The 22,601-nt window shown below is 69.9% G+C and carries 21 protein-coding genes; 10 read left to right on the top strand and 11 right to left on the bottom strand.

Going from position 1 to position 22,601, the window contains the following annotated elements:
• The first annotated feature begins 139 nt into the window (after positions 1-139).
• From ABIE65_RS20675 to msrP, 3 genes are all read left to right on the top strand, one after another.
• Entirely contained in the window at positions 140-772 is a 633-nt protein-coding gene (locus tag ABIE65_RS20675) for a TetR/AcrR family transcriptional regulator (RefSeq protein ID WP_354080361.1), read from the top strand.
• 135 nt (positions 773-907) lie between these two features.
• Positions 908-2,116, top strand: coding sequence for an MFS transporter (locus ABIE65_RS20670; RefSeq protein WP_354080360.1), 1,209 nt, complete (start codon positions 908-910; stop codon positions 2,114-2,116).
• A gap of 124 nt (positions 2,117-2,240) precedes the next feature.
• A complete protein-coding gene (gene msrP / locus ABIE65_RS20665; RefSeq protein WP_354080358.1) occupies positions 2,241-3,215 on the top strand; it encodes a protein-methionine-sulfoxide reductase catalytic subunit MsrP in 975 nt (324 codons plus the stop codon).
• Between the two features lie 25 nt (positions 3,216-3,240).
• Here the strand turns inward: msrP and ABIE65_RS20660 are convergent, their stop codons facing one another.
• Positions 3,241-3,522 (bottom strand): hypothetical protein, encoded by a 282-nt coding sequence (locus ABIE65_RS20660; RefSeq protein ID WP_354080357.1) that lies wholly within the window; start codon positions 3,520-3,522, stop codon positions 3,241-3,243.
• A 215-nt stretch (positions 3,523-3,737) separates the two neighbouring features.
• Here ABIE65_RS20660 and ABIE65_RS20655 point away from each other — a divergent pair, with 215 nt between their 5' ends.
• Positions 3,738-5,069 (top strand): mechanosensitive ion channel family protein, encoded by a 1,332-nt coding sequence (locus ABIE65_RS20655; RefSeq protein ID WP_354080356.1) that lies wholly within the window; start codon positions 3,738-3,740, stop codon positions 5,067-5,069.
• Positions 5,070-5,285: 216 nt separating this feature from the next.
• Positions 5,286-5,768, top strand: coding sequence for a PAS domain-containing protein (locus ABIE65_RS20650; RefSeq protein WP_354080355.1), 483 nt, complete (start codon positions 5,286-5,288; stop codon positions 5,766-5,768).
• A gap of 36 nt (positions 5,769-5,804) precedes the next feature.
• Here the strand turns inward: ABIE65_RS20650 and ABIE65_RS20645 are convergent, their stop codons facing one another.
• Together ABIE65_RS20645 and ABIE65_RS20640 are read right to left on the bottom strand one after the other, a co-directional pair.
• The gene (locus ABIE65_RS20645) at positions 5,805-5,957 is read right to left on the bottom strand and encodes a DUF3309 family protein (protein WP_354080354.1); all 153 of its coding nucleotides are present in this window, start codon (positions 5,955-5,957) and stop codon (positions 5,805-5,807) included.
• Positions 5,958-6,033: 76 nt separating this feature from the next.
• Positions 6,034-6,453, bottom strand: a complete 420-nt coding sequence (locus ABIE65_RS20640; RefSeq protein ID WP_354080353.1) for a DUF805 domain-containing protein — start codon at positions 6,451-6,453, stop codon at positions 6,034-6,036.
• Positions 6,454-6,651: 198 nt separating this feature from the next.
• On the opposite strand from ABIE65_RS20640, the gene ABIE65_RS20635 reads away from it, so the two are divergent.
• The 3 genes from ABIE65_RS20635 to ABIE65_RS20625 all read left to right on the top strand — a co-directional run bounded on the left by ABIE65_RS20635 (position 6,652) and on the right by ABIE65_RS20625 (position 11,360).
• Complete coding sequence (locus tag ABIE65_RS20635) at positions 6,652-8,394, top strand: glucan ABC transporter ATP-binding protein/ permease (protein WP_354080352.1); 1,743 nt, start codon at positions 6,652-6,654, stop codon at positions 8,392-8,394.
• Between the two features lie 43 nt (positions 8,395-8,437).
• On the top strand, positions 8,438-10,276 hold the full coding sequence (locus ABIE65_RS20630) for an ABC transporter ATP-binding protein/permease (protein WP_354080351.1): 1,839 nt from the start codon (positions 8,438-8,440) through the stop codon (positions 10,274-10,276).
• Positions 10,277-10,349: 73 nt separating this feature from the next.
• Entirely contained in the window at positions 10,350-11,360 is a 1,011-nt protein-coding gene (locus tag ABIE65_RS20625) for an LLM class flavin-dependent oxidoreductase (protein ID WP_354080350.1), read from the top strand.
• Here ABIE65_RS20625 and ABIE65_RS20620 read toward each other — a convergent pair.
• From ABIE65_RS20620 to ABIE65_RS20610, 3 genes are all read right to left on the bottom strand, one after another.
• Positions 11,357-11,599, bottom strand: coding sequence for a CopG family antitoxin (locus tag ABIE65_RS20620; RefSeq protein ID WP_354080349.1), 243 nt, complete (start codon positions 11,597-11,599; stop codon positions 11,357-11,359). The genes ABIE65_RS20625 and ABIE65_RS20620 overlap by 4 nt on opposite strands.
• A 97-nt stretch (positions 11,600-11,696) precedes the next feature.
• A complete protein-coding gene (locus ABIE65_RS20615; protein ID WP_354080348.1) occupies positions 11,697-12,560 on the bottom strand; it encodes a 3-hydroxyacyl-CoA dehydrogenase family protein in 864 nt (287 codons plus the stop codon).
• A gap of 53 nt (positions 12,561-12,613) precedes the next feature.
• Positions 12,614-13,273, bottom strand: coding sequence for an alpha/beta hydrolase (locus ABIE65_RS20610; RefSeq protein WP_354080347.1), 660 nt, complete (start codon positions 13,271-13,273; stop codon positions 12,614-12,616).
• Positions 13,274-13,326: 53 nt separating this feature from the next.
• Here ABIE65_RS20610 and gluQRS point away from each other — a divergent pair, with 53 nt between their 5' ends.
• On the top strand, positions 13,327-14,172 hold the full coding sequence (gluQRS, locus tag ABIE65_RS20605; RefSeq protein ID WP_354080346.1) for a tRNA glutamyl-Q(34) synthetase GluQRS: 846 nt from the start codon (positions 13,327-13,329) through the stop codon (positions 14,170-14,172).
• A gap of 317 nt (positions 14,173-14,489) precedes the next feature.
• Here the strand turns inward: gluQRS and ABIE65_RS20600 are convergent, their stop codons facing one another.
• The 5 genes from ABIE65_RS20600 to ABIE65_RS20580 all read right to left on the bottom strand — a co-directional run bounded on the left by ABIE65_RS20600 (position 14,490) and on the right by ABIE65_RS20580 (position 20,946).
• Complete coding sequence (locus ABIE65_RS20600; protein WP_354080345.1) at positions 14,490-15,383, bottom strand: sigma-70 family RNA polymerase sigma factor; 894 nt, start codon at positions 15,381-15,383, stop codon at positions 14,490-14,492.
• Complete coding sequence (locus ABIE65_RS20595) at positions 15,380-15,898, bottom strand: carboxymuconolactone decarboxylase family protein (RefSeq protein ID WP_354080344.1); 519 nt, start codon at positions 15,896-15,898, stop codon at positions 15,380-15,382. Before ABIE65_RS20595 ends, ABIE65_RS20600 begins: the two co-directional genes overlap by 4 nt.
• Positions 15,899-15,933: 35 nt before the next feature.
• The gene (locus tag ABIE65_RS20590) at positions 15,934-17,418 is read right to left on the bottom strand and encodes a M81 family metallopeptidase (RefSeq protein ID WP_354080343.1); all 1,485 of its coding nucleotides are present in this window, start codon (positions 17,416-17,418) and stop codon (positions 15,934-15,936) included.
• Between the two features lie 69 nt (positions 17,419-17,487).
• Entirely contained in the window at positions 17,488-18,696 is a 1,209-nt protein-coding gene (locus ABIE65_RS20585) for a multidrug effflux MFS transporter (protein ID WP_354080342.1), read from the bottom strand.
• Positions 18,697-18,810: 114 nt separating this feature from the next.
• Positions 18,811-20,946: a hypothetical protein gene (locus tag ABIE65_RS20580; RefSeq protein ID WP_354080341.1), complete on the bottom strand. Its 2,136-nt coding sequence runs from the start codon at positions 20,944-20,946 to the stop codon at positions 18,811-18,813.
• Positions 20,947-21,292: 346 nt separating this feature from the next.
• Here ABIE65_RS20580 and ABIE65_RS20575 point away from each other — a divergent pair, with 346 nt between their 5' ends.
• A complete protein-coding gene (locus ABIE65_RS20575) occupies positions 21,293-22,543 on the top strand; it encodes a threonine synthase (protein ID WP_354080339.1) in 1,251 nt (416 codons plus the stop codon).
• The last annotated feature ends 58 nt before the right edge of the window (positions 22,544-22,601 follow it).

The following is a 22,601-nucleotide window of genomic DNA, read 5'->3' as shown; positions in this document are numbered from 1 at the left end:
CTGAACATAGTAGGATTGCGGTAAGGTGCCGGGTGTCGCGGATTCGACAGCGGTTTCAACTCCATAGCCGGGAATGGATTCGCGCGGTGCCGGTGGCGCCCGTTGAAACCGTACCTGCGGTACAGTGAGGGGAATCACTATGCGTAAGGGGCAGGTGACGCGCGAGCGGCTGATGGACATCGCCGAGGCGGCGATCCTCTCGAAAGGCTTCGGCGCCACGTCGATCGACGAGATCATCGCCGAGGCCGAGATCACCAAGAGCGGCTTCTTCTATCATTTCAAGGACAAGAACGAACTCGCCCGCGCCCTCCTGAAGCGGCACATCGCCACCGACGAGGCGATCCTTGACGGCCTGTTCGCCCGGGCGCGCGAACTGCACGACGATCCGCTGCACGCCTTCCTGATCGGCCTGAAGCTGTTCTCGGAAATGATGGCCGACCTGCCGGGCGCGCATCCGGGCTGCCTGGTCGCGACCTTCTGCTATGCCGAGCGGACCTACGATGCCGACGTGCGGGCGCTGAACCGTAGGGCCGTCCTGGCATGGCGGGAGCGCTTCGTCGCCGTCCTCGAGGAGATCGCGGCACGCTATCCGATACGCGACGACGTCAGCCTGGAGGCGCTGGCCGACATGCTGTCCGGCATCGTCGAAGGCGGCATCGTCCTCTCCAAGGCCCTGGACGAGCCGAAGCTCCTCGCCGCCCAGGTGATGATGTTCCGGTCCTATGTCCGGCTGCTGTTCCTTCCCGAGGCGGTGAAGCCGGCCGCCGCCTGAGGCGGCGGCGCCCGCATGGCAGGATCTGGCGGTCGGGTGGCGTGATTGGCAGAAATCGGCCGTTTCCGACAGAAACGGCCCACGCTACGCTAGCCGATGTCCCGCCCGAGAGGCGGGCTGTCCCGAGGATCCGCCATGTCCCCCGCTGCCATCGTCGTGCTCGTCTCCGGCTTCCTGGTGCTCGCCGTCAGCATGGGGACGCGCTTCAGCTTCGGCGTCTTCCTCGAGCCGATGAGCCGCGATCTCGGCTGGTCCTTCTCGGTTTTCGCCCTGGCGATGGGCCTCCAGCACTTCCTCTGGGGGCTGCTGCAGCCGCTGGCCGGGATGGTCGCCGACCGCTGGGGCGCCGGCAAGGTGGTGGCCGTCGGCATGCTGCTCTACGCCGCTGGCGTGTTCTGGATGGCCAACGTCTCCAGCCCCTACGACCTCTATTTCGGCTCGGCCGTGCTGATCGCGCTCGGCGGCAGCGGCGCCGGGCTCGGCGTCATCCTCGGGGCGGCGGCGCGCGTCACGCCGGCCCATCGGCGCACCCTGGTCATGGGCATCATGACCGCCGGCGCCTCCTTCGGGCAGCTGATTTTCTCGCCGCTGGCGCAGGGGCTGATCGAGCGGTTCGGCTGGTCGGGCGCGCTGACGATCATGTCGGCGACCGCCGGCGTCTCGGCGCTGCTCGCCGTCAGCCTGGCCCTCGGCGGCAACAGCGCCGCGAAGCAGGAGGATCCGAGCGCCGACCAGACGCTGCGCCAGGCGCTGACCGAGGCGACCGGCCACAGCGGCTTCCTCTATCTGACGGCCGGCTTCTTCGTCTGCGGCTTCCACGTCTCGCTGATCATGACGCACCTGCCGGCCTATGCCGTGATCTGCGGCCTGCCGGCGATGACCGGCGCCACGGCGCTGTCGCTGATCGGCCTCTTCAACCTGGTGGGCACGAACGTCGCCGGCGCGCTCGGCGACCGCTTCCGCAAGAAGTACCTGCTGTCGGGCATCTACGCCGCGCGCTCGGTGGTCATCGCGGTCTATCTGGTCCTGCCGGTGACGGCGATCTCGACCCAGCTCTTCGCCGCGGCGATGGGCCTGCTGTGGCTCAGCACGGTGCCGCTGACCAGCGGCATCGTCGGCCAGATCTTCGGCCTGCGCTATTTCGCGACGCTGTTCGGCTTCGTCTTCTTCGGGCATCAGGTCGGTGCCTTCCTCGGCGCCTGGCTCGGCGGCTACCTCTACGACCTGACGGGCTCCTACAACGGTGTCTGGCTGATCGCCATCGCGCTCGGCCTGTTCGCCGCGATCATCCACTTCCCGATCGCCGACCGGCCGCTGGTCCGGGAGGCGCGCGCCGCCGCCTGACGCAGGGCGCGCGCCTCTTCACGCAAACGTGGCGCCGCCGGACGGCGTTCGGGGCCGGTCGTAACGAACGGCCGGCCTATAACGAACAGCCAAGGTAGTGCACGCAAACGGAGTGAGGATCGGCATGTTGATTCGCCGAAGGCGCGGTTGGGAAATCCCCGAGAGCGCCGCGACACCGGAGAGCCTGTTCTTCTCGCGACGCGCGGTGATCGCCGCCGCCGCCGCCGCGCCGGCGGTGCTGGCCGCCGGCAGCATCGGCGCCGGCATGCGCGCGCGTGCCGCGACCGCCGAAGGTCCCGCGGCCGATCTCTATCCGGCGGCCCGTAACCCGGCCTTCACGCTCGACCGGCCGCTGACCGACGAGGCGGTGGCGACGAGCTACAACAATTTCTACGAGTTCGGGACCAGCAAGGACATCGTGAAGGCCGCCCAGAAGCTGCCGATCCAGCCCTGGCAGGTGAAGATCGACGGCATGGTCGAGAAGGAGATGACCCTCGACTTCGACGAGTTGGTCCGCAAGATGCCGCTCGAGGAGCGCCTCTACCGGCACCGCTGCGTCGAGGCTTGGTCGATGGCGGTGCCGTGGACGGGCTTCCCGCTGGCCAAGCTGGTGGCGATGGCGAAGCCGCTGGGCAGTGCGAAGTTCCTGAAGATGCAGACCTTCCAGAACGCCGCCGTGGCCCCCGGCCAGAAGCAGTTCTGGTATCCCTGGCCCTACACCGAGGGGCTGCGCATGGACGAGGCGAACAACGACCTCGCCTTCCTGGTGACGGGCATCTACGGCAAGCCCGTGCCGAAGCAGAACGGCGCGCCGCTCAGGCTGGCGCTGCCCTGGAAGTACGGCTTCAAGTCGATCAAGTCGATCGTCCGCTTCACCTTCACCGACGAGCAGCCGGTGGGCTACTGGGAGGCGCTGCAGTCGAGCGAGTACGGCTTCTACGCCAACGTGAACCCGGAGGTCTCGCACCCGCGCTGGAGCCAGGCGAAGGAACGGCTCATCGGCACCGACGAGATGGTGCCGACGCAGCTCTACAACGGCTATGCCGAGCAGGTGGCTGGCCTCTACACCGGCATGGACCCGAAGAAGATCTACTACTGAGGCGCCGGCCCGAGGCCGGGGCGTCTCAGCCGCCGGCGTCGCGGTCGCCGCCCTTCGGCGGATCCCATTCGCGCGCGGTGCCGCGCAGCGGCACGACCTGCTGCCGCTCGTCCCCGCTTCCGGCGGCGCCCGTCTCCTGACCGGCGGGCGTCGCCGCGGCCGGTGCGGTCTGCGCGGCGGCTGCCTGGATCGACTGGAGGATGCGATCGAAGGCGGCACGCTCGCCCTGTTCCCGCCCCGCCTTCAGGATCCGGTGGAACAGGTCCTGCCACGCGCGTTCCAGTGCCTCGATCGATTCGTCCGCCATACCTGCGCACCTCGCTCTGCTGCCGCCCTCAAGATGCGCGGCCCGGTGCCGGCTGTCGAGGGTGCGGTGTCATGGATTTGACCCGCCGCCCGGCGACCCTATGACAGAGGAAGGGCCTGCCGCTCGCGCGGGCCGCCGCGATACGGGCCGTCGACGAAGGCCATTCGACAGGGGGCAAGCGGATGAGCAGGACCGGCCGGGCGAGGCGTCGCTAGATGGAAGCGGATCTTGCCGACATCGCCCGCGATCTGGCGGAGACCGCGACGACGCAGGTTCCGCTGCTGCTCGATGCGTGGGTACTGGTCCAACTCGGCGCGATCGTCGTCGCCGGCCTCCTTGCGGTATTGCTGTCCCGCCGCTTTGCGCCCGCCGTCGAGGACAAGGCCCGGTCGATCAAGGGCAATCCGGACCTGCTGCGCCTCGCCATCGCCTTCATGCGGCGGCTGCGCTGGCTGTTCGCGATCGTCATGCTGTGGATCGTGCGGTTCGCGCTGGAACGGCTGGCCTGGCCGGCGGAAGCCCTGCTGCTCGACGCCGCCCTGACCCTCGCCACCGCCTGGTTCGTCATCTCCGTCCTGACGCGCGTCATCCGCAACCGCACCGTGGCGCGCACCGTCGGCATCCTGATCTGGTTCTATGTGGCGCTGGTCGTCATCGGCATTGACGCGGCGGTTCTCGCGGCCCTCGACGGTCCGGCGCTGACGCTGGGCAGGATGCGCGTCTCGCTGCTCCTGGCGCTGAAGGTCGTTGCGGTCACCGTGGCCCTCGTCTGGCTCGCGGTCTTCCTCGGCAACATGTTCGCCCACTGGATCGACCGTTCCGAGGATCTCTCGCCGTCCTTCAAGGTGCTGATCGGCAAGCTCGCCAAGATCGGTCTCATCCTGCTGGCCGGCGCCTTCGCGCTCGCCGCGACCGGCGTCGATCTCACGGCCCTGGCGGTGTTCGGCGGCGCTGTCGGCGTCGGCATCGGCTTCGGCCTGCAGAAGGTCGTCTCCAACTTCATCTCGGGCATCATCATCCTGCTCGACAAGTCGATAAAGCCCGGCGACACGATCAGCCTCGGCGACACCTTCGGCTGGGTCCGCGACCTGCGCGCGCGCTTCGTCTCCGTCCTCACCCGCGACGGCCGCGAATACCTCATCCCGAACGAGGACTTCATCACCCAGCGCGTGGTAAACTGGTCCTTCTCCAGCGAGTATGTGCGGATCGACGTCGATTTCGGCGTTGCCTACGACAGCGATCCGCACGAGGTGTCGCGTCTGGCGATCGAAACCGCCAAGACCATCGAGCGCGTCGCCGCCTATCGCGAGCCCGTCTGCTGGCTCACCGCCTTCGGCGCCTCGTCCCTGGACTTCAAGCTGCGCTTCTGGATTTCGGATCCGCGCAGCGGCCTGACCAACGTGCGCGGTCAGGTGCTGATCGCGCTCTGGGACGCCTTCAAGGCCGCAGGGATATCGATTCCCTTCCCGCATCGCGAGATATTCATGCGTACCCCGGTGGAACTGGTGCGGGGCGGACAGCCTGCGGCCGGCCCGCCGTCGCCCTGACGATGTTGCCACCGCGACGGCGTCGTTCCGGACACGCCGGCGCCGCCCCGACACGGCGATGGACAGGGTCTTCGTCGGCCGGGTAATGCTGGTCCTGCAGGACGAGACGGAGCCGCGGGAGCGGCCGGAGGCCCCCGGGTGGGCCCCGGCCTACGGTTGATAGCGACGCGTACAGCGAATGGCGCGCGGGGGCGGCGTGCCGAGACTGGAGGAAGGTTGGACAGACGAGAGGGGGCCGGGCCCGGCGCCGATTTCCGCGGCGGCATCGGCCATCCGAAGCTGGTGACCCTTTACGATTACTGGCACGGACTTCGCGGCGACCGCGACATGCCGCTCAGGCGGCTTTTCGACCCGCTGCACATCCCGGCGCTGTTGCCCAACATCCTGCTAAACGAGGTGGTCGGGCGGCCGCCGCGCTTCCGGATCCGCGTCGAGGGCTCCGCCGTGTCGGCCGCGCGCGGCTTCGACGCGACGGGGAAGTTCCTGGATGACGAAGGCGTTGCCGTCCTCGACGACGGCATCTTCGCGGCCTATGCGGCGATGGTGTCGGACAGGAAGCCCTGGTACAGCACCGGCGCCTTCACCGCCGACAGCGGCCGCGCAGGCGACCTGTACCGCCTGGCACTGCCGCTGTCGGCGGAAGGCCACCGGGTCGACTTCATCCTGGTGGGTTTTTTCCACGAACTCCGGCGCCTGTGACGTCGCCGTCTCTCATCCAGGCGTCGGCCGGCGCCCTCAGATCCTGCCCATCAGCAGCAGGACGATCACGATGATCAGGACGATGCCCAGCCCGCCGCTCGGGTAATAGCCCCAACCGGCGCTGTGCGGCCAGGAGGGGATCGCGCCGATCAGGAGGATCAGCAGGATGAGGACGATGATCCAACTCATGTCGTGAGCCCCACGGAAAGCGTCCTAAAGCGGACCACCGTAAACAAGTGCCGCGGCGGCCGGTTCCCGGCGCCGGTCAGTCGGGGCGTCGTTCCGCCCCGAACCGGTTCGGTCCCTGCGTGCCGGCGAGAAACCCGGTCTCGACGAACAGCCACAGCGGCCCGATGAAGGGGATCAGCGCGATCAGCATGAACCAGCCCGGCCGGTCGCGGTCGTGCAGGCGCTTGATCGTGACGGCGATGCCCGGCCAGACGGTCAGCGCCGAGAAGATGCCCGACAGGGTCCCGATCTGGCTCTCGGGATTGAAGCCGCCCACGGCGATGTCGATGCTGACCAGCACGAACTGGATGACGAAGACCGGCAGCACCAGGCGGAGCCACAGATCCCTGCGGGGGACACGGCCGTGGATCTTGAACAGGAACCAGATCCAGTCGAATCCCGAGGGACCGAGGAACGGTTTGCGGGGCGTCATCTCGGGCAGGGATCCGCGGGCCATCGTCGCTCCGGTGCTTGAAGGGCGGGTGCTTGAAGGGCGGGCGACACTAGCACCCGCGGCCCGGCTCCTCGACGCCGGCGTGTCGGCCGTCACGGATTCCGCCCGCCGGGGCCGTTGCGGAAGCCGCGGCGCGGCAATAGCGTAGCCGTCTCATCCGGGATGCTGGGGGCGTTCCGGGCCGTCCGGTCGTCCCGCCACATGACGCTCGTCACCACCTATCTGCGTGCGCTTGCACTGCTGAAGGCCGAATGGCGTACCGCCCTCGGCCTGTCGATCGCGAACGTGATCATTGCGGTCGTCCACCTCGCCGAGCCGATCCTGTTCGGCCGGGTCGTCGACGCGCTCGCCAACGGGCGGCAGGCGTTCGAACTGGTGGCGCTGTGGGCCGTGCTCGGCGTCGGCGGCATCGCGGCCGGCGTCGTCGTCGCCCTGTTCGCCGACCGGCTGGCGCATCGGCGCCGGGTGGCGGCGATGAGCGACGCCTTCGAGCGGGCCATCAACCTGCCCTCGACCTACCATGCCCGCGAGGGGTCCGGCCGCGTCGTCCGTGCCATGCTGTCCGGCACCGACGCGCTCTTCGTGGTCTGGCTCGGCTTCTTCCGCGAGCATCAGTCGGCGGTGGTCGGCATCGCGCTGCTGGCGCCCACGGCGATCCTCATGGACGTCCGCCTCGCCGGGCTGCTGGCCGTCCTGGCGGTCGTCTACGTCACGGTGAACATCTTCGTCATTCGCCGCACCGAGGCGGGGCAGGCACGGGTCGAAGGCCGCCATCAGGAGGTGTTCGGGCGGGTCGGCGACGTCATCGGCAACGTCACCGTGGTGCAGAGCTTCGCGCGCCTGCGCGCCGAGGCGGCCGAACTGCAGGCGCTGATGCGCGAACTGCTGGCGGCGCAGTATCCTGTGCTGACCTGGTGGGCCTTCCTCACGGTCCTCACCCACGCGGCGGCGACCATCGTCATGGTCGTCATCTTCGCCGTCGGCGGCTGGCTCGCCGCGGCGGGGGAGGTGACGGTCGGCGAGATCGTCAGCTTCATCGGCTTCGCCAACCTCCTGATCGGCCGCCTCGACTCGCTGGCGAGCTTCGTCGCGCGCTTCTTCGTTCAGGTGCCGACGATCCGCCTGTTCTTCGACCTGCTGAACGCCAAGGGTGAGGTGCAGGAGGCGCCGGACGCGACGCCGCTGCAGGAGGTGCGCGGCCATGTCGTGTTCGAGAACGTCACCTACCGGTTCCCGAATTCCGAGCAGGGCATCTTCGACCTGTCCTTCGAGGCGCTGCCGGGCAAGACCGTGGCCTTGGTCGGGGCCACCGGTTCCGGCAAGACGACGACGGTGACGCTGCTGCAGCGCCTGCGCGACCCGGCGGCGGGCCGCATCCTGATCGACGGCCAGGACATCCGCGGCGCCACGCTGACCTCGCTGCGCCACGCCATCGCGGTGGTCTTCCAGGACGCCGGCCTGTTCAACCGCTCGATTCGCGACAACCTGCGGATCGGCAAGCCCGACGCCACCGACGAGGAGATCGAGGCGGCCGCCCGCGCCGCCGACGCCGACGGCTTCATCGCGCGCAAGCCGGGCGGCTACGACTTCGTCATCGGCGAGCGCGGCCAGGCGCTCTCGGGCGGCGAGCGCCAGCGCCTCGCCGTCGCGCGCGCCCTGCTGAAGAACGCGCCGATCCTCATCCTCGACGAGGCGACCAGCGCCCTCGACACCGAGACGGAGGGCCGGATCAAGCGCGCGCTCGACGCCGCGCGCCAGGGGCGCACGACCTTCGTCATCGCGCACCGCCTGTCGACCGTGGTGGACGCCGACCTGATCCTGGTGCTCGACGCCGGGCGCGTGGTCGAACGCGGCCGTTTCGAGGATCTCGCCCGCGGCACCGGTCCCTTCGCGCGTCTTGTCGCGGAGGGCAGCTTCCTCACCCCGCGCGAGAAGACCGGCTGATCGGCTACTCTGGGCGGCATCGCTGCTGCTGCGGAGACAGGACGTGCCCGACGATCAGCCCGACGCGCCGCGCCGGGACGAGGTGCCGAAGCCGGACGGCGCGCCGCCGCGCGGCCCCGTCCTGTCGCCGACGACGCAGGCCGCGGCACCCGTCTCCGCGACCACCGGCGTGCCGCGCGGCTTCGGCCTGCTGCGCGAGATACGGGCGCTGCTGGCGGCGCCGGGCAGCGGGCCGATGGTGCGGCGGATCGCGCTGCTGACCGCCGGGCTGGTCGCCGTGATCGTCTGCAACATGGTCGGGCAGCTGCGGCTGAACACCTGGAACGGCGATTTCTACGACGCCCTGGAGGACAAGAACCTCGCCGTCTTCGGCCAGCAGCTCCTGGTCTTTCTCGCCATCGTCGGCGGCCTGCTCGTGCTCGTCGTTGCCCAGACCTGGTTTCACGAGATGCTGAAGGTGCGGGTGCGCGAATGGCTCACGCACCGCATCCTCGGCGAGTGGCTGGTGCCGGGACGCGCCTACCGCCTCGGCCTGACGAGCGATCTCGGCGTCAATCCCGACCAGCGAATCCAGGAGGACGCGCGCCAACTCACCGAACTGACGACGCAGCTCGGCACCGGTCTGCTCCAGGCGACGCTCCTGCTGGTCAGCTTCGTCGGCGTGCTCTGGGCGCTCTCCGACCAGGTGGTCTTCTCCTGGAACGGTGAGCCGCTGGTCGTGCCGGGCTACATGGTCTGGTGCGCCCTCGCCTATGCGGGCATCGGCTCGATCCTCACCTGGATCGTCGGTCGGCCGCTCATCCGGCTCAATGCCGAGCGTTTCCAGCGCGAGTCGGAGCTGCGCTTCGCGCTCGTCCGCTTCAGCGAGAACGCCGACACGATCGCCTTGCAGCGCGGCGAGGGCGCCGAGCGGCTGGTGCTCGACCGCAATCTCGGCAACGTGGTCGAGGCGATGCGGCGCGTGGCGCTCGGCCTCGTGCGCCTGACCTGGGTGACGTCCGGCTACGGCTGGATCGCCCTGGTGCTGCCGATCGTCGTCGCGTCGCCCGGCTATTTCGGTGGCGAGCTGTCGCTGGGCGGCCTGATGATGGTCGTCGGCGCCTTCAACCAGGTACAGAGCGCGATGCGCTGGTTCGTCGACAGTTTCGCCGCCATCGCCAACTGGCGCGCCGCGATGGTACGTGTGGCATTGCTGCGCGAGGCGCTGCATCGCACGGACGAGCGCGATGCCGCGCGCGAGCGGCTGTCGGTGGAGGAGAGCACCGACGAGAGCCTATCCCTCGACGGCGTTCAGGTGGCGATCCCCGGCGACGGCATCGCGACCTGCGAGCCGTCGGTCGACATCCGCCCGGGCGACCGCGTCTTCCTGTCCGGCGGCTCGGGCTCGGGCAAGAGCACGCTGCTGAAAGCGATCGCCGGCCTGTGGCGATGGGGCGAGGGGCGGATCCGCCGTCCAGCCCGTTCGGCGATCATGTTCATGCCGCATCATCCCTACCTGCCGCTCGGCACGCTGCGTGCGGCGGTGGCCTATCCGGGGCTGCCGGACGCCTTCGCCGACGCCGAGGTCGCGGCGGCCCTGCGGCGCGTCGGGCTCGCCCGGCTGGTGCCGCTGCTCGACCGCGCCGAACGGTGGGACCGCGCCCTGTCCGGCGGCGAGCAGCAGCGCCTGGCCTTCGCGCGCCTGCTGCTGCACCGGCCGCGCTGGGTCTTCATGGACGATCCCGCGGCGGGGCTCGATGCGGGGGAGCGTCGGCGTGTCATGTCGATCTTCGACGACGAACTCGCGGGTTCGGCGGTGGTCAGCGTCGGTTCGCCGCCGGACGGAACGGCCATGCCGCGGCTGAAGACGCTCTGCCTGACCCAGACGCCGGCGCCCGCCTGACCGCACCTGGATGACGCCGCACCTGGATAACGCCACACCTGGAAAGCGGGCCGGCCGCCCCCAGATACCGATCATGATCCCCACCGCCATCCTCGATCTCTCGCCGATCGTCCAGGGCGCCGACGCCGCCCGGGCCTTCGCGAACAGCCTCGACCTCGCGCGCCATGCCGAGCGCCTGGGCTACAGCCGCTACTGGCTCGCCGAGCATCACAACATGCCCGGCATCGCCAGCGCCGCGACGTCGGTCGTCATCGGCCACGTCGCCGGCGGCACGAAGACCATCCGCGTCGGCTCCGGCGGGATCATGCTGCCGAACCACTCGCCGCTGATGATCGCCGAGCAGTTCGGGACGCTCGAATCGCTCTATCCGGGCCGGATCGATCTCGGCCTCGGCCGCGCGCCGGGCACCGACATGCGCACCGCCCAGGCGCTGCGCCGCGACATGGGCAACAACGGCGACACCTTCCCGCGCGACGTGGTCGAACTGCAGGCCTATTTCCGCCCGGCGGTGCCGGACCAGGCGGTCCGCGCCGTGCCGGGCGCCGGGCTGAACATTCCGATCTGGCTGCTCGGCTCCAGCATGTTCAGCGCGCAGCTCGCGGCGATGCTGGGCCTGCCCTTCGCCTTCGCCTCGCACTTCGCGCCCGACATGCTGATGCAGGCGATCCGCATCTATCGCGAACGCTTCGAGCCGTCGGAGACGATGGCGAAGCCACACGTGATGGCGGGCCTGCCGGTCTATGCCGCCGACACGGACGAGGAGGCGCAACGCCTCTTCACCTCGATGCAGCAGCAGTTCCTGACCCTGCGGCGCGGCCGCCCCGGCCAGCTGCCGCCGCCGGTCGACAGCATGGACGGGCTGTGGGCGCCGCACGAACAGGCGATGGTCGCCCAGGCGCTCTCCTGCGCCGTCGTGGGATCGCCCGAGACGGTGCGTGCCGGCCTCAAGAGCTTCATCGCCCGCACCGGCGCCGACGAGATCATGGCCACCGCCCAGATCTACGACCACGCCGCCCGCGTCCACTCCTTCGAAATCCTCGCCGACGCCCGCGACCGTCTCGCCGCGGAGGCGCGGGCGGCTTAGCGCCCGGCGGCGGTGGCTCGTTCCAGGGCCTCGCGTATGAAGCGCTGATAAGGGATTCCGCGGCGCTTGGCCTGTTCCTTGACCGCGTCGAGCAGCGGTTGAGGCAGCCGCATGTTGACCCGCGCCGCCTTCGGCTCAAACTCGAAGCGCATCGGCTTGAAGCCGGACAGATCGTACTCGGAGAGGTCGGCGGTATCGACGAAGCGTTCAGCTTCCTCGTCCGTCATCAGGACCGGCATCTTCTTCAGCTTGGCTTTGCCCATAACGCCTCACTTCCTTCAGATGCATGTAGCGTGCGCTGATTGGCCGGATCAACGCTGCCGACCCGATGTCGCCTCACTCCTCCTCGATGATCGCCAGGATGCGCTTCAGCTTCTCCGCGGCCTTGCGCTTGTAGGCGTCCACGTCGCGGCCGGTCCAGTCGTAGAAGCCCCGGCCGGTCTTCACGCCTAGGTCGCCGCGGGCGTACATGTCCTGGACCAGCCGGATCGGCTCGGCGCCGTGGTGCAGGTGCGGGACGATGCCGAGCTGCGACAGGGCGTGGGTGTCGATGCCGCTCAGGTCCTTCTGCTCGATGACGCCGGTCACGCACATGCGCGGTCCGAAGGCGCGGCGGGCGAAGGTGTCGACGTCCTCGGCCGTGACGATGCCCTGCTCGATCATCCAGTAGGCCTCGTGCAGCATGGCGTGCTGCAGGCGGTTGAACAGGAATCCCGCCACCGGCCGGTTCACCGTGATCACCTGCTTGCCGGTGCGCTCCATCGCGTCGGTCGTGCGCGCGGTGGTCTCGTCGCTCGTTGCCGGGATGCGGATCACCTCGACCAGCGGGAAGGCCTCGGCCGGCTGCAGATAGTGCGCGCCGATGAATTTCTCCGGATGGCGCAGCGGTGCGGCCAGTTCCTCCAGCGACAGGCCTGACGTATTGGTCGCGATGATCGGCGCACCGTCATAGGCGTCCTCGAGCCGGCGGTAGAGCGCGTGCTTGACGTCTACCTTCTCCGGCACGTTCTCCAGCACCAGGTCGGGCGCCTCGGCCGGCAGTTCGGACACGGCCGTCGCTCCCTCGGGCAGGTCGGCGATGCGCGACGGGTCGCGGCTCAGCACGATCGTCTCGAACCCGCCGCGCACGAAGGACAGGGTCACGCCGCGCCCCATCGTGCCGTAGCCCGCCACCAGTACCCGCTTCACCGAACCGCTCATGCCCGTCCTTCTCCCATTCGTGTTCATGCCCCGACCTTTTCGCGCCGGTTCGTTCAGCCCGTGACGACCTTGCGCAGGAAGGCGTCGGCCAGCGCGATGCAGCGCTCGTCGATGCCGTGGCCGAGGCCGCGCAGCATGTGCGCCTCGACCGGTATGCCGGCCGCTTCCAGCCCGTCCGCCGCCAGCTTCAGGCTCGCCGGCGGCACCACCTCGTCGGCGTCGCCGTGCACGAGGAGCACCGGCGCCCGGTTGCGCCGCTCCTCCGCCAGCAGTTCTGGCGCCAGCAGCCGGCCCGAGCAGCCGATGATGCAGAGCGGCTCCGCCGCGCGCCGCAGTCCGTGGTGTAGGCCCATCATCGTGCCCTGGCTGAAGCCGGCGATGATCAGCCTGTCGCCGCCGAGGCCGAGCGAGGCGAGCTGTGCGTCGACATAGGGCGCGAGAAACGTCTCCGCCCGCCGCACCCCCTCCAGGATCGGCCCGGGCGAGCGGTCCTGCACGCTGAACCACTGCCGGCCATAGGGGGCCATGTCGCACGGGAAGGGCGCGTCGGGCGCCACGAAAGCCGCGTCCGGTAGGGTGCGGGCCAGCAGCGGCGCCAGCGCGATCAGGTCGCTGCCGTCGGCGCCCAGGCCGTGCAGTAGCACGACGAGCTGTTTCGCGGTGCCGCTCGCGGCGCCGTGCGAGGGGCCGGTCAGCGTGGCGGGATGGGCCATGCGCGGGTTGCTCCGCTTTGGATTCGATCGCCGCGAGCATATAGCATCCGGCCATGATCGTGACCCGCTTCGCGCCCAGTCCGACCGGACGGCTGCATCTCGGCCACGCCTATTCGGCGCTGTTCGCCCGCGACGCCGCGCGCGCGGCGGGCGGGCGCTTCCTGCTGCGGATCGAGGACATCGACGCCGGCCGCTGCCGGCCGGAATTCGTCGACGGGATCTTCGAGGACCTGGCCTGGCTGGGCCTCGACTGGGAGACGCCGGTGCGCCGCCAGTCGGCGCACATGGACGACTATGCCGCGGCCCTCGGCCGCCTCGACGCACAGGGCCTGCTCTATCCCTGCTTCTGCACTCGCGCCGAAATCCAGGCCGAGATCGCCGCGGCCGGCGGGGCGCCGCACGGACCCGACGGCCCGCTCTATCCCGGCACATGCCGCCGGCTGGCGCCATCCGAGCGCGCGGCACGGATCGCCGCCGGGGAGGCCTATGCCCTGCGCCTGGACATGGCGGCGGCGGTGGCGGCCGCCGGCCCGCTCGACTGGCACGACCGGGCGGCGGGCCGCGTCGCGGCCGCGCCGCAGCGCTTCGGCGACGTGGTGCTGGCGCGCAAGGACGTGCCCACCAGCTATCACCTGGCCGTCACCGTCGACGACGCGCTGCAGGGCGTGTCGCTGGTGACGCGCGGCCGCGACCTGTTCGAGGCGACGCACGTCCACCGCCTTCTCCAGGGCCTGCTCGGTCTTCCCGTGCCGGAATGGTTGCATCACGGCCTGCTCACCGGGCCGGACGGCCGCCGCTACGCCAAGCGCGACCGCTCGCTGACGCTGCTGACGCTGCGGGAATCGGGCTGCTCATCGGAAGAGGTACGTCGAATGGCCAGAGGACACCCCTCCGAATAGCCGAATTTGACATGGATTTCGCGGTTGTGGCGCCGAAGAGGCCGCAGCACCGTCGTTTGGCGGCATTTTAGCTGCCATTGCGACGTATTCGCAGAGGTGTGTCGCTACAGGTTGTGCATCCGTCCATCGGACCGGGGCCGAGGCGGAAGGCCCCGGACCCGCTGCGACTACCGCATGATCTGGTTCGGAAGCCAGGTGATCAGCTCCGGGAAGATCATCATCAGGATCAGCGCCATCGCCTGCAGCAGGACGAACGGCGTGGTCGACTTGTAGAGAGACATGCAAGGCTACGCCCGGCTACCTCCCATCCCGACCGTCTAAGCGGGAGGCGTCACGTGGCGCAGCTTGTCCGGGTTGCGCACGATGTGGACGGCGACGATGACGCCGTCGTCGATCTCCAGCGCCGTCGTCTGCAGCGTTCCGTCGGCCTGCAGCGTGACGTAGCCGGGCCGCCCGCCGATGCGGGCGAGGTAGGTGCGGGCCGGCCCGGGCGACTTCCGCGCCAGGCCGGCGAGCAGTCGGACGATCCGGTCGCGGCCTCGGATCGGGTTCATCACGGCACGGCGCTTGCCGCCGCCGTCGGCGACGAACAGGGCCTGCTCCGCGAGCAGCCGGGAGAGGGCGGTCGCATCCCCCGCGGCCGCGGCGTCGCGGAACGCCGCCGCGATCCTCTCGCCCTCGTCGGCCGACACCGCGAAGCGCGGGCGCGCCGCTTGCACGTGGCGGCGGGCCCGCAGCGCGAGCTGGCGGCAGGTCGCCGCCGGCCGGCCGATCGCCGCACCGACCTCCTCGAAACTCGCGTCGAAGACGTCGTGCATCAGGAAGGCGGCGCGCTCCAGCGGCGACAGCCGCTCCAGTGCCAGCATCAGCGCCGCCGACAGGTCGAGCGCCGCTTCGGCGCCCGGCTCCATGCCGAAAGTGCCCTCGTCCATCACCGGCTCCGGCAGCCACGGCCCGACATAGATCTCGCGCTGCGCCCGGGCCGATTTCAGCCGGTCCAGGCACAGGCGCGTGACGATGCGCGCCAGGAAGGCGCGCGGATCGTCGACCGTGGTCCGGTCGACGGTGCGCCAGCGCAGCCAGGCGTCCTGGACCACGTCCTGCGCGTCCGCGACGGAGCCGAGCATGCGATAGGCGAGCCCGGCGAGGCGGCGCCGGTGCGGCTCGAAGTCGGCCGCCCCGCCGTCGCTCGCCGCCGGGCCGTCGCTCATGCCGCGGCGGCCGGCCGGTCGACCGGATGCACGTTGCGCGCCCCGATGGACAGGCGGTTCCAGCCGTTGATCGTGACGATCAGCACCGACAGGTTCATCACCTCCTCCTCGGAGAAGTGGCGGCACAGTTCCTCGTAGACGTCGTCCGGGGCGTGCGTCTGCGCGACCAGCGTCAGCGCCTCGGTCCAGGCGAGTGCCGCCCGCTCGCGCGGCGTGAAGGCCGGCGAGTCGTGCCAGCCGCTCAGCACGTAGAGGCGCTGCTCGGTCTCGCCCAGGCGGCGGGCGTCCTTGGAATGCATATCGAGGCAGTAGGCGCAGCCGTTGATCTGCGACGCACGCATCTTCACCAGTTCGACCAGCGACGTCTCCAGACCGCAGCCGCGGACATAGGTCTCCAGGCCGAGCATGGCCTTGTAGGCGCCGGGTGCGGCCTTCTGGATGTCGAAGCGGGGTGTCATCTCGTCCTCCATGTTGCCCGCGATGCGCGGGTTCGCCGCCATGACGAGACGGCGCACCGGGACGTGACATCCCCCGCCGCATTTTTTCGCCGTCAGTCCGGCCGGGTCACCGGAAACACGCCGTCCGGGATGTGGCGATAGGGCAGGGTGGTCAGGTCGGCCGGCCCCCAGTCGGGCGTGTCGACGATGACGATCTCCGCCGCCAGCTTCTCCCAGACCTCGCGGAAATGCGTCTTGGAGCGCAGCAGCACGATCCGGAAATCCTCCGGCTTCAGCCCGAACTGGTCGAACGGGTCGCGGTCGATCGCCGAATACTGGACCGAGACGAGGCTGACCACGATGCGCGCGTCGCCCGCCGCGATCTCGACCAGCGCCGTGTTGCCCAGGTCGTTGACCATGCCGGTGCGCAGCGGCCCGGTGATGCGGTAAGTCTTGTGCCCGGCCCACAGCACCTTCGCCTCGACCTCCACCGGCGGCCCCGCCTTCTCGGAGCTCCGGCCGCCGATCGACAGGCGCAGCGTCGCACCCGCGCCCGCCGCGATGCAGGCGTCGGCCGCCGCCGGGTCCCACATATAGGGCGACATCGCGGGGCCGATGCCGCGCCGGATCAGTTCGTGCAGCACGTAGGTGCTGTCGTTCAGCCGGTCGGCATGCTCCAGGATGACGACGGGCCGGCCGGTTCGGTTCGCCACCTCGACCGCGCGCGTGACGCCGTCCTCGACCCCGTGCACCAGTTCGCGCTTGTAGAGCTGGTGGCGCAGGATGCGGCACTGGCCGGACAGGTCGTCCGCCGCCCGCTGCGCCAGGGCCACGTCGCCGTCGGCCATGACGATCACCGACATGCCGCAGTCGGGCACGTCGGCATAGGCGAAGCCGCAGAACACCGACACGTCGAGCACCTTGTCCTCGCGCCGCTCCCAGGCGCGCGCCTGGCGCATGATGCCGGCCAGCGGCTCTAGCACCGTCGCGCTGAAGATCGACGGGATGATGACGTCGGGCCGCGCGAAGCCGGCGACCGGCCGGATCTCGCCGCGCATCGTGCGGATCAACAGGTCGGCGGTGCGTTCGCCCGTGCGGCCCATGTCGGTGTGCGGGCTGTAGTGGTAGCCGCAGACGACGGTCGGCAGTTCGACGATCTCCCGCCCCAGGTTGCCGTGCAGGTCGAGCGCCAGCCCGATCGGGAAATCGGGGCCAACGGCCTCGCGCACGGCCTGCATGACGGCGATGTCGGCGCGCAGCCGCGTCGGCGTCGCGAGCGCGCCGTGCAGGCAGAGCAGCAGCCCGTCGACGCCGGAGCCCAGCGTCTTCAGGTCGCCGACCAACTCGCCGACATATTTCTCCCAGGCGGCGTCGGTCGCGGCGGCGGCCGCCCCGGCGCTCACCGAGAAGAGCGGCACCGGCTCGACGCCCTCGCGCTCGCAGACCGCCAGGAAGCCGCCGACCACCGTGTTCGTGCCGCGCAGGCCGGAGAGGAGTGCGGCACCACGGCGCGCGCCGTGCTCGAAGTCGGCGATGTCCGTCTCGTCGGGCAGGAAGGTGACGGATTCGAGTTCGAAATGGGCGACGGCGAGGCGCATGGCTCTGTCCTGCTGGTCCGGGGCGGCGCCAGTGTGTCCTGGCCCAGCCGCCGTGTCATGCCCCCGCTGTCATGTCCCGCTCTGGTCCGGCGTGCCGAACCCGCGCCGCGTCGCGACCGTCAACGCGCCCCGCCCGATCAGCATCGCGATCAGCATCACCGACGCCGCCGCCACGGCGTGGTCGGCCGGCCAGATCCCGACCAGCAGGGTGCACAGCGCGCCCACCGCCATCTGCGAGAAGCCGTAGAGGCCGGACGCGGCGCCGATCGCGTCGGGCGCACTGCTCAGCGCGCCGGTGATGGCGAGTGCGCTGGCGATGCCGAAGCCGATCGTCACGATCACCATCGGCACCAGCACCGTCGCGACGCTCAGGAAGCCGCTGACCGCCGCCGCGAACAGCAGCGCCGTGCCCAGGATGGCGATCGTGCTGCCGGCGTTGAGCAGCGGGATCGGCGCCACCCGCTTCATCAGCCGGTTGCCGATGAAGGCGCCCAGCGACACGCCGCCGAACACGACGATGTAGGAGGCGCCCGCCTCGGTCACCGGCCGGTGCAGCATGTCGACGAAGATGAAGGGCGAGGCCGTGATGTAGGCGTAGAAGCTGGTCGTCGTGCAGGCGCCGCCGATGGCGTAGCCCAGGAAGCCGGGATTGCGCAGCAGCGGCAGGTAGGCGCGCAGGAGGCCACCGGTCCGCCGCGCCGTGTGCGTCTCCGGCAGGATCAGGCAGGCCGCCACCGCCGTCACGGCACCCAGTGCCGCCGTCAGCGCCAGGATCGCGCGCCATCCGAAGCCGACGGCGAGGAAACTGCCGACCAGCGGCGCCGGCGCCGGGCCCAGTGCGACGATCAGCGTCAGGATGGCGAGCCGCGCCGCCGCCTCCGTCGGACCCGCCACGTCACGCTGGATCGCCCTGCCCAGGACGAGGCCGCCGCAGCCGCCCAGCGCCTGCACGATGCGCGCGCCGATCAGCACCAGGACGTTCGGCGCCAACCACGCCGCGACGCCGCCGATCGTGTAGAGCAGCAGCCCGCCGAGCAGGATCGGCCGGCGCCCGAAACGGTCCGACAACGGTCCGTAGATCAGCTGCCCGATCGCGAGGCCGATCACATACTGGGTGATCGCCTGCTGGATCGCCGCCTCGCTGACGCCGAGATCCTCGGCGGCGAGGGGCAGGGCGGGGACGAGGATGTGCAGCGACAGGGTGCCGCTGACCGTCGCCATGACGAGCAGCCAGAGCGGCGGCACGCCGCTGCGGCCGAAGGGAGGAGATCTGAACAAGAGGGTACGGTCTCGGCGGTTCTGCGGGGGACCCGTCCGTTAGAACGGCGGTCGGCCGATGCATAGCACAGGCGTCGGCGGAAGACCGCCGCCCGCCGGATCCCCCGCCCCGCGTCAGGTCTTCTTGGTCCCGGGTTTGGCCGCCGGCTTCGCTGCGGCCTTCTTGCCGCCGCCGGCCGCGTTCATCAGGCCGCCGATCATGCTGGCCCCTTCGCCCTCCGGTGCGACCGCCGTCATCGCGGCGCTGGAGAGCGACTTCACCGTCTCGCTGTTCAGGGCATCGACGACGAAGCTGCGCGCGCTCTTCACCCCGTCGAGCGCCTGCTGGCCGGCGGCCGTGGCACCCGACGCGGTCGAGATCGCCTGCTGGATCAGCTGCTTGGACAGCGTCTCCATGCCGCTCTGGTCGCGGAACATGCTGTCCTTGATGGCGCCCAGGACCTTCTCGATGTCGTCGTCCGGCATCTTCTGGTCCTTCAGCTGCGCCACCACCGGGGCGAAGTCGAAGCTGGCGAAGGTGACGTCACGTGCCCGGCTCGCCAGCGACAGCGGCTGCATGTCGGGCGGCAGGATCGGGATCGGCGAATCCTTCCAGTTCCAGAAGCGCGTCAGGTCGATCTTCTCCGCCGCGTTCGCCTGGCCGAGTACCGCCTCGGCGAAGACGCCGCCGCTCGGTAGTGCGACCTTTGATTTCGGCACGCCCGTCGTGCCGCGCTTGACGAAGGTGTTGCGGAAGCCCGCATCGTCGGTCGGCCAGCGGAAGGCGACATAGTTGCCGAACACGCCGATCGGGTGCGGGTCCATGCGCCCGCCGAGCGGCTCGTTCGCCGCTCCGTAGACCTTGTCGAGGACGATCTGCTGATAGATGTGCGGCTCGATCCGCATCCACATGTGCTGGTTCAGCAGCAGCTTCATCTTCTGCAGGATCTTCGAGACGTCGCGTGCCGCGAGGTCGGCGCCCGCGCGCTTGGCCTTCGCCGTCGCGCGCGCGGCGTCGAGCGCCTGGGACGCCGCCGTCGCCTTCTTGATCGACGCCTGCCATGCGACGGAGGCCTGGAGGACCTCGCCGGAGAACTGGTTCCTGTTCGCCTGTTGGGCGTTGGCATAGCGGACCAGCGCCTCACGCGATTCCTTCGTCGCCTCTTCGGCCGCCTTCTCCAGCTTCGGGATCTCGGCTTCGGCCGTTGCCGCTTCCTTCAGGAGGTCGCGCTTGGTGTCGAGGAACTGGACGATCGAATGGCACAGTGCCTCCTGGCCCAGGTCGCTCAGGATGGCGAGCAGCAGTTCCTGGTGGCGCTCGATCGAGGTGGAGTCGAAATCGACCGGCTGCATCGGCAGGAAGATGCAGCGCTCGGCCTCGATCACCTTCGTCGTCAGGCTGAAGATCTGCAGCACCTCGAAATACATCACGGTCAGCGCGTGCATGTGGTTGTAGTTCGCCACCACCCGGCTGGTGGCCGTCGAGGTTTCGCTCTGGCTGACCTCGCGCACCTGCGTCGCGCGGCGCGAGCGGACGGCGTTGCTCGTCTCCTCGGTGCGCTGGTGGATGTCCTTCGCCGACTTGGCCGCGAGGTCGCGCGCCCCGTCGCTGTGCGACACGGTCATGCCGAGCCCGAAGGAGGTCGACGTCGATCCCGACGCCCCGAAGAACAGGCCGGAGGCGTGGGCCGCCGCCTGCGCATGCGTGTTGGACGACATCGACAGCGATGAGCCGTTCTGCGCCTCGTGCGCGACCGCCTGCTGCACCGCCTGGACGTGCTGGTTCTGGTCGGTGGAGGCGCCGACGGCCTCCTGCTGGGTGGTCGCCGCAGTCTCGCTCGCGGCGGTCCGGCTCTGCCAGTCGACCACGGCGATCTTGGTGACCTCGCCGGGCGCCAGGCAGACCGAATGGTTCAGCCGGCCGAGCGCCAGACCCTCCTCGTACCAGGCCTGCTCGTGCGTCAGCAGCGCGCCGATGGCCGGCGTCTGCGGCGGCGGTGCGGCGGCGAGGTCGAACGGGTCGATCGCCTTGGCGATGGTCGCCGTCTGCCCGTCCGGCGTGTCGATGCCGTAGATGAACAGCCGCCGGTAATAGGCCGGCGGCGACACGGGCTCGTCGCGCATCCGCGGGATCAGATATTCCGGCGTGACCTCCTCGGCCGCGCCCGGATCCCCGACGACCGGCGCCTCCGTCTCGGTTGCCGTCGCCGCTTCGGTGGTCGTCTTGACCGTGCCGTCTCCTGCGGCAGCCTTGACCGGTGTGCGTGCCATGTATTCCCCCCGATCGTGATCCGCAGCACCGTACAGGCCGATACCGCCGATGAATGTACATCCGGCTCCCACGAAGCCGAACATGCTTAACGAGCGTGACCGTAAGACCCCCGATCGGCAATGATCACTTGCTGTCGGCGGTTTTCACTATCGCGTGTACGGCCGATTCTGGCCCGGAGACAGCCGAAATCACGGCCGGGTGCCCGCTCGATTTTCAGGCTGTCACGTTTCCGGCCATGCGCTTGTGAGCCGAAACACACGCTCGCGGGTGCCGCCGCGAACGGCTAGGCTGGCGGCAACGCGGCCCCGAGCAACGGCGCCGCCCCGAGCAGGACGAGGCCCACGGATGTACGAGACCATGCACGGCGTGCCGGAGACGCGCACCTTCGTCACACACCTGGAATGCAGCTATACCGGCGAACGCTACGAGGCGGACCGCCTGCACAACCTGTCCCAGGCCGGCAAGCCGCTGCTCGTGCGCTACGACCTGAACGCGGTGGCGAAATCGCTGTCCAAGGACGTGCTGGCGCGCCGCGCGCCGACCATGTGGAAGTGGCGCGAACTGCTGCCCGTGCGCCACACCGAGAACGTCGTGACCTTGGGCGAGTGGGAGACGCCGCTCCTCGGCTGCCCGCGCATCGAGAAGGCGACCGGCGCCTCGGGCCTGCTGGTCAAGGACGAGGGGCGCCTGCCGACCGGGTCGTTCAAGGCGCGCGGCCTCGTCATGGCCGTCTGCATGGCCAAGGAGCTGGGCGTGAAGCGCATGGCGATGCCGACCAACGGCAATGCCGGCGCCGCCCTCGCCGCCTATGCCGGCCGCGCCGGGATCGAGACCTACGTCTTCTGTCCCGAGGACACGCCGGAGGTGAACGTCCGCGAGATCGCGCTGCAGGGCGCCAAGGTCTGGCGGCTGAACGGCTATATCGACGACTGCGGCAAGATCGTCGGCCAGGGCGTGGCCGAGATGGGCTGGTTCGACACGTCCACCCTGAAGGAGCCCTACCGGATCGAGGGCAAGAAGACGATGGGCCTCGAACTCGCCGAACAGCTCGGCTGGGACCTGCCCGACGTGATCTTCTACCCGACCGGCGGCGGCACCGGCCTGATCGGCATGTGGAAGGCCTTCGACGAGATGGAGGCGATCGGCCTGATCGGCGCCAAGCGGCCGCGCATGGTCGCCGTCCAGGCGACCGGCTGTGCCCCCATGGTCCGCGCCTACGAGGCCGGCGAAGAGCACGCGACCCGCTGGGAGAACGCCCAGACGGTGGCCATGGGCATCCGCGTGCCCCAGGCGGTCGGCGACTTCCTGATCCTGCGCGCCGTGCGCAACAGCGGCGGCTTCGCCATCGCCGTCGACGACGACGCGATCCAGGCGGCCCAGGTCGAGATGGCCAAGGAAGAGGGCCTGCTGCTCTGCCCCGAGGGTGCCGCCACCTACGCCGCCTGGAAGGCGGCGCTGGCCGACGGCCGGGTGCGAAAGGACGAACGCGCCGTCCTCTTCAACTGCGCCACCGGCCTGAAATACCCGATGCCCCCCGTCGACCGCGCCCTCGACCGCACGAAGCCGATCGACTGGGCGGCGATGAAGGGGGCGTGACCTCGGCGCGACGAAGTGTTGGACGGGGCCGGGGGCTCACCGGACAATCCGGCGACGC

The sequence above is a fragment of the Constrictibacter sp. MBR-5 genome (assembly GCF_040549485.1).
In the GTDB taxonomy this organism is placed as follows: Bacteria; Pseudomonadota; Alphaproteobacteria; order JAJUGE01; family JAJUGE01; genus Constrictibacter.
Note: the sequence above shows the minus strand (reverse complement) of the source record. Positions and strands in the feature narration are given on the sequence as shown.

What these genes read in the sequence shown, in the direction of transcription:
- ABIE65_RS20675 (WP_354080361.1), top strand. Translation starts at nt 140, where the DNA reads ATGCGTAAGGGGCAGGTGACGCGCGAGCGGCTGATGGACATCGCCGAG.
- ABIE65_RS20670 (WP_354080360.1), top strand. Translation starts at nt 908, where the DNA reads ATGTCCCCCGCTGCCATCGTCGTGCTCGTCTCCGGCTTCCTGGTGCTC.
- msrP (WP_354080358.1), top strand. Translation starts at nt 2,241, where the DNA reads ATGTTGATTCGCCGAAGGCGCGGTTGGGAAATCCCCGAGAGCGCCGCG.
- ABIE65_RS20660 (WP_354080357.1), bottom strand. Translation starts at nt 3,522, where the DNA reads ATGGCGGACGAATCGATCGAGGCACTGGAACGCGCGTGGCAGGACCTG.
- ABIE65_RS20655 (WP_354080356.1), top strand. Translation starts at nt 3,738, where the DNA reads ATGGAAGCGGATCTTGCCGACATCGCCCGCGATCTGGCGGAGACCGCG.
- ABIE65_RS20645 (WP_354080354.1), bottom strand. Translation starts at nt 5,957, where the DNA reads ATGAGTTGGATCATCGTCCTCATCCTGCTGATCCTCCTGATCGGCGCG.
- ABIE65_RS20640 (WP_354080353.1), bottom strand. Translation starts at nt 6,453, where the DNA reads ATGGCCCGCGGATCCCTGCCCGAGATGACGCCCCGCAAACCGTTCCTC.
- ABIE65_RS20635 (WP_354080352.1), top strand. Translation starts at nt 6,652, where the DNA reads ATGACGCTCGTCACCACCTATCTGCGTGCGCTTGCACTGCTGAAGGCC.
- ABIE65_RS20625 (WP_354080350.1), top strand. Translation starts at nt 10,350, where the DNA reads ATGATCCCCACCGCCATCCTCGATCTCTCGCCGATCGTCCAGGGCGCC.
- ABIE65_RS20620 (WP_354080349.1), bottom strand. Translation starts at nt 11,599, where the DNA reads ATGCCGGTCCTGATGACGGACGAGGAAGCTGAACGCTTCGTCGATACC.
- ABIE65_RS20615 (WP_354080348.1), bottom strand. Translation starts at nt 12,560, where the DNA reads ATGAGCGGTTCGGTGAAGCGGGTACTGGTGGCGGGCTACGGCACGATG.
- ABIE65_RS20610 (WP_354080347.1), bottom strand. Translation starts at nt 13,273, where the DNA reads ATGGCCCATCCCGCCACGCTGACCGGCCCCTCGCACGGCGCCGCGAGC.
- gluQRS (WP_354080346.1), top strand. Translation starts at nt 13,327, where the DNA reads ATGATCGTGACCCGCTTCGCGCCCAGTCCGACCGGACGGCTGCATCTC.
- ABIE65_RS20600 (WP_354080345.1), bottom strand. Translation starts at nt 15,383, where the DNA reads ATGAGCGACGGCCCGGCGGCGAGCGACGGCGGGGCGGCCGACTTCGAG.
- ABIE65_RS20590 (WP_354080343.1), bottom strand. Translation starts at nt 17,418, where the DNA reads ATGCGCCTCGCCGTCGCCCATTTCGAACTCGAATCCGTCACCTTCCTG.
- ABIE65_RS20580 (WP_354080341.1), bottom strand. Translation starts at nt 20,946, where the DNA reads ATGGCACGCACACCGGTCAAGGCTGCCGCAGGAGACGGCACGGTCAAG.
- ABIE65_RS20575 (WP_354080339.1), top strand. Translation starts at nt 21,293, where the DNA reads ATGTACGAGACCATGCACGGCGTGCCGGAGACGCGCACCTTCGTCACA.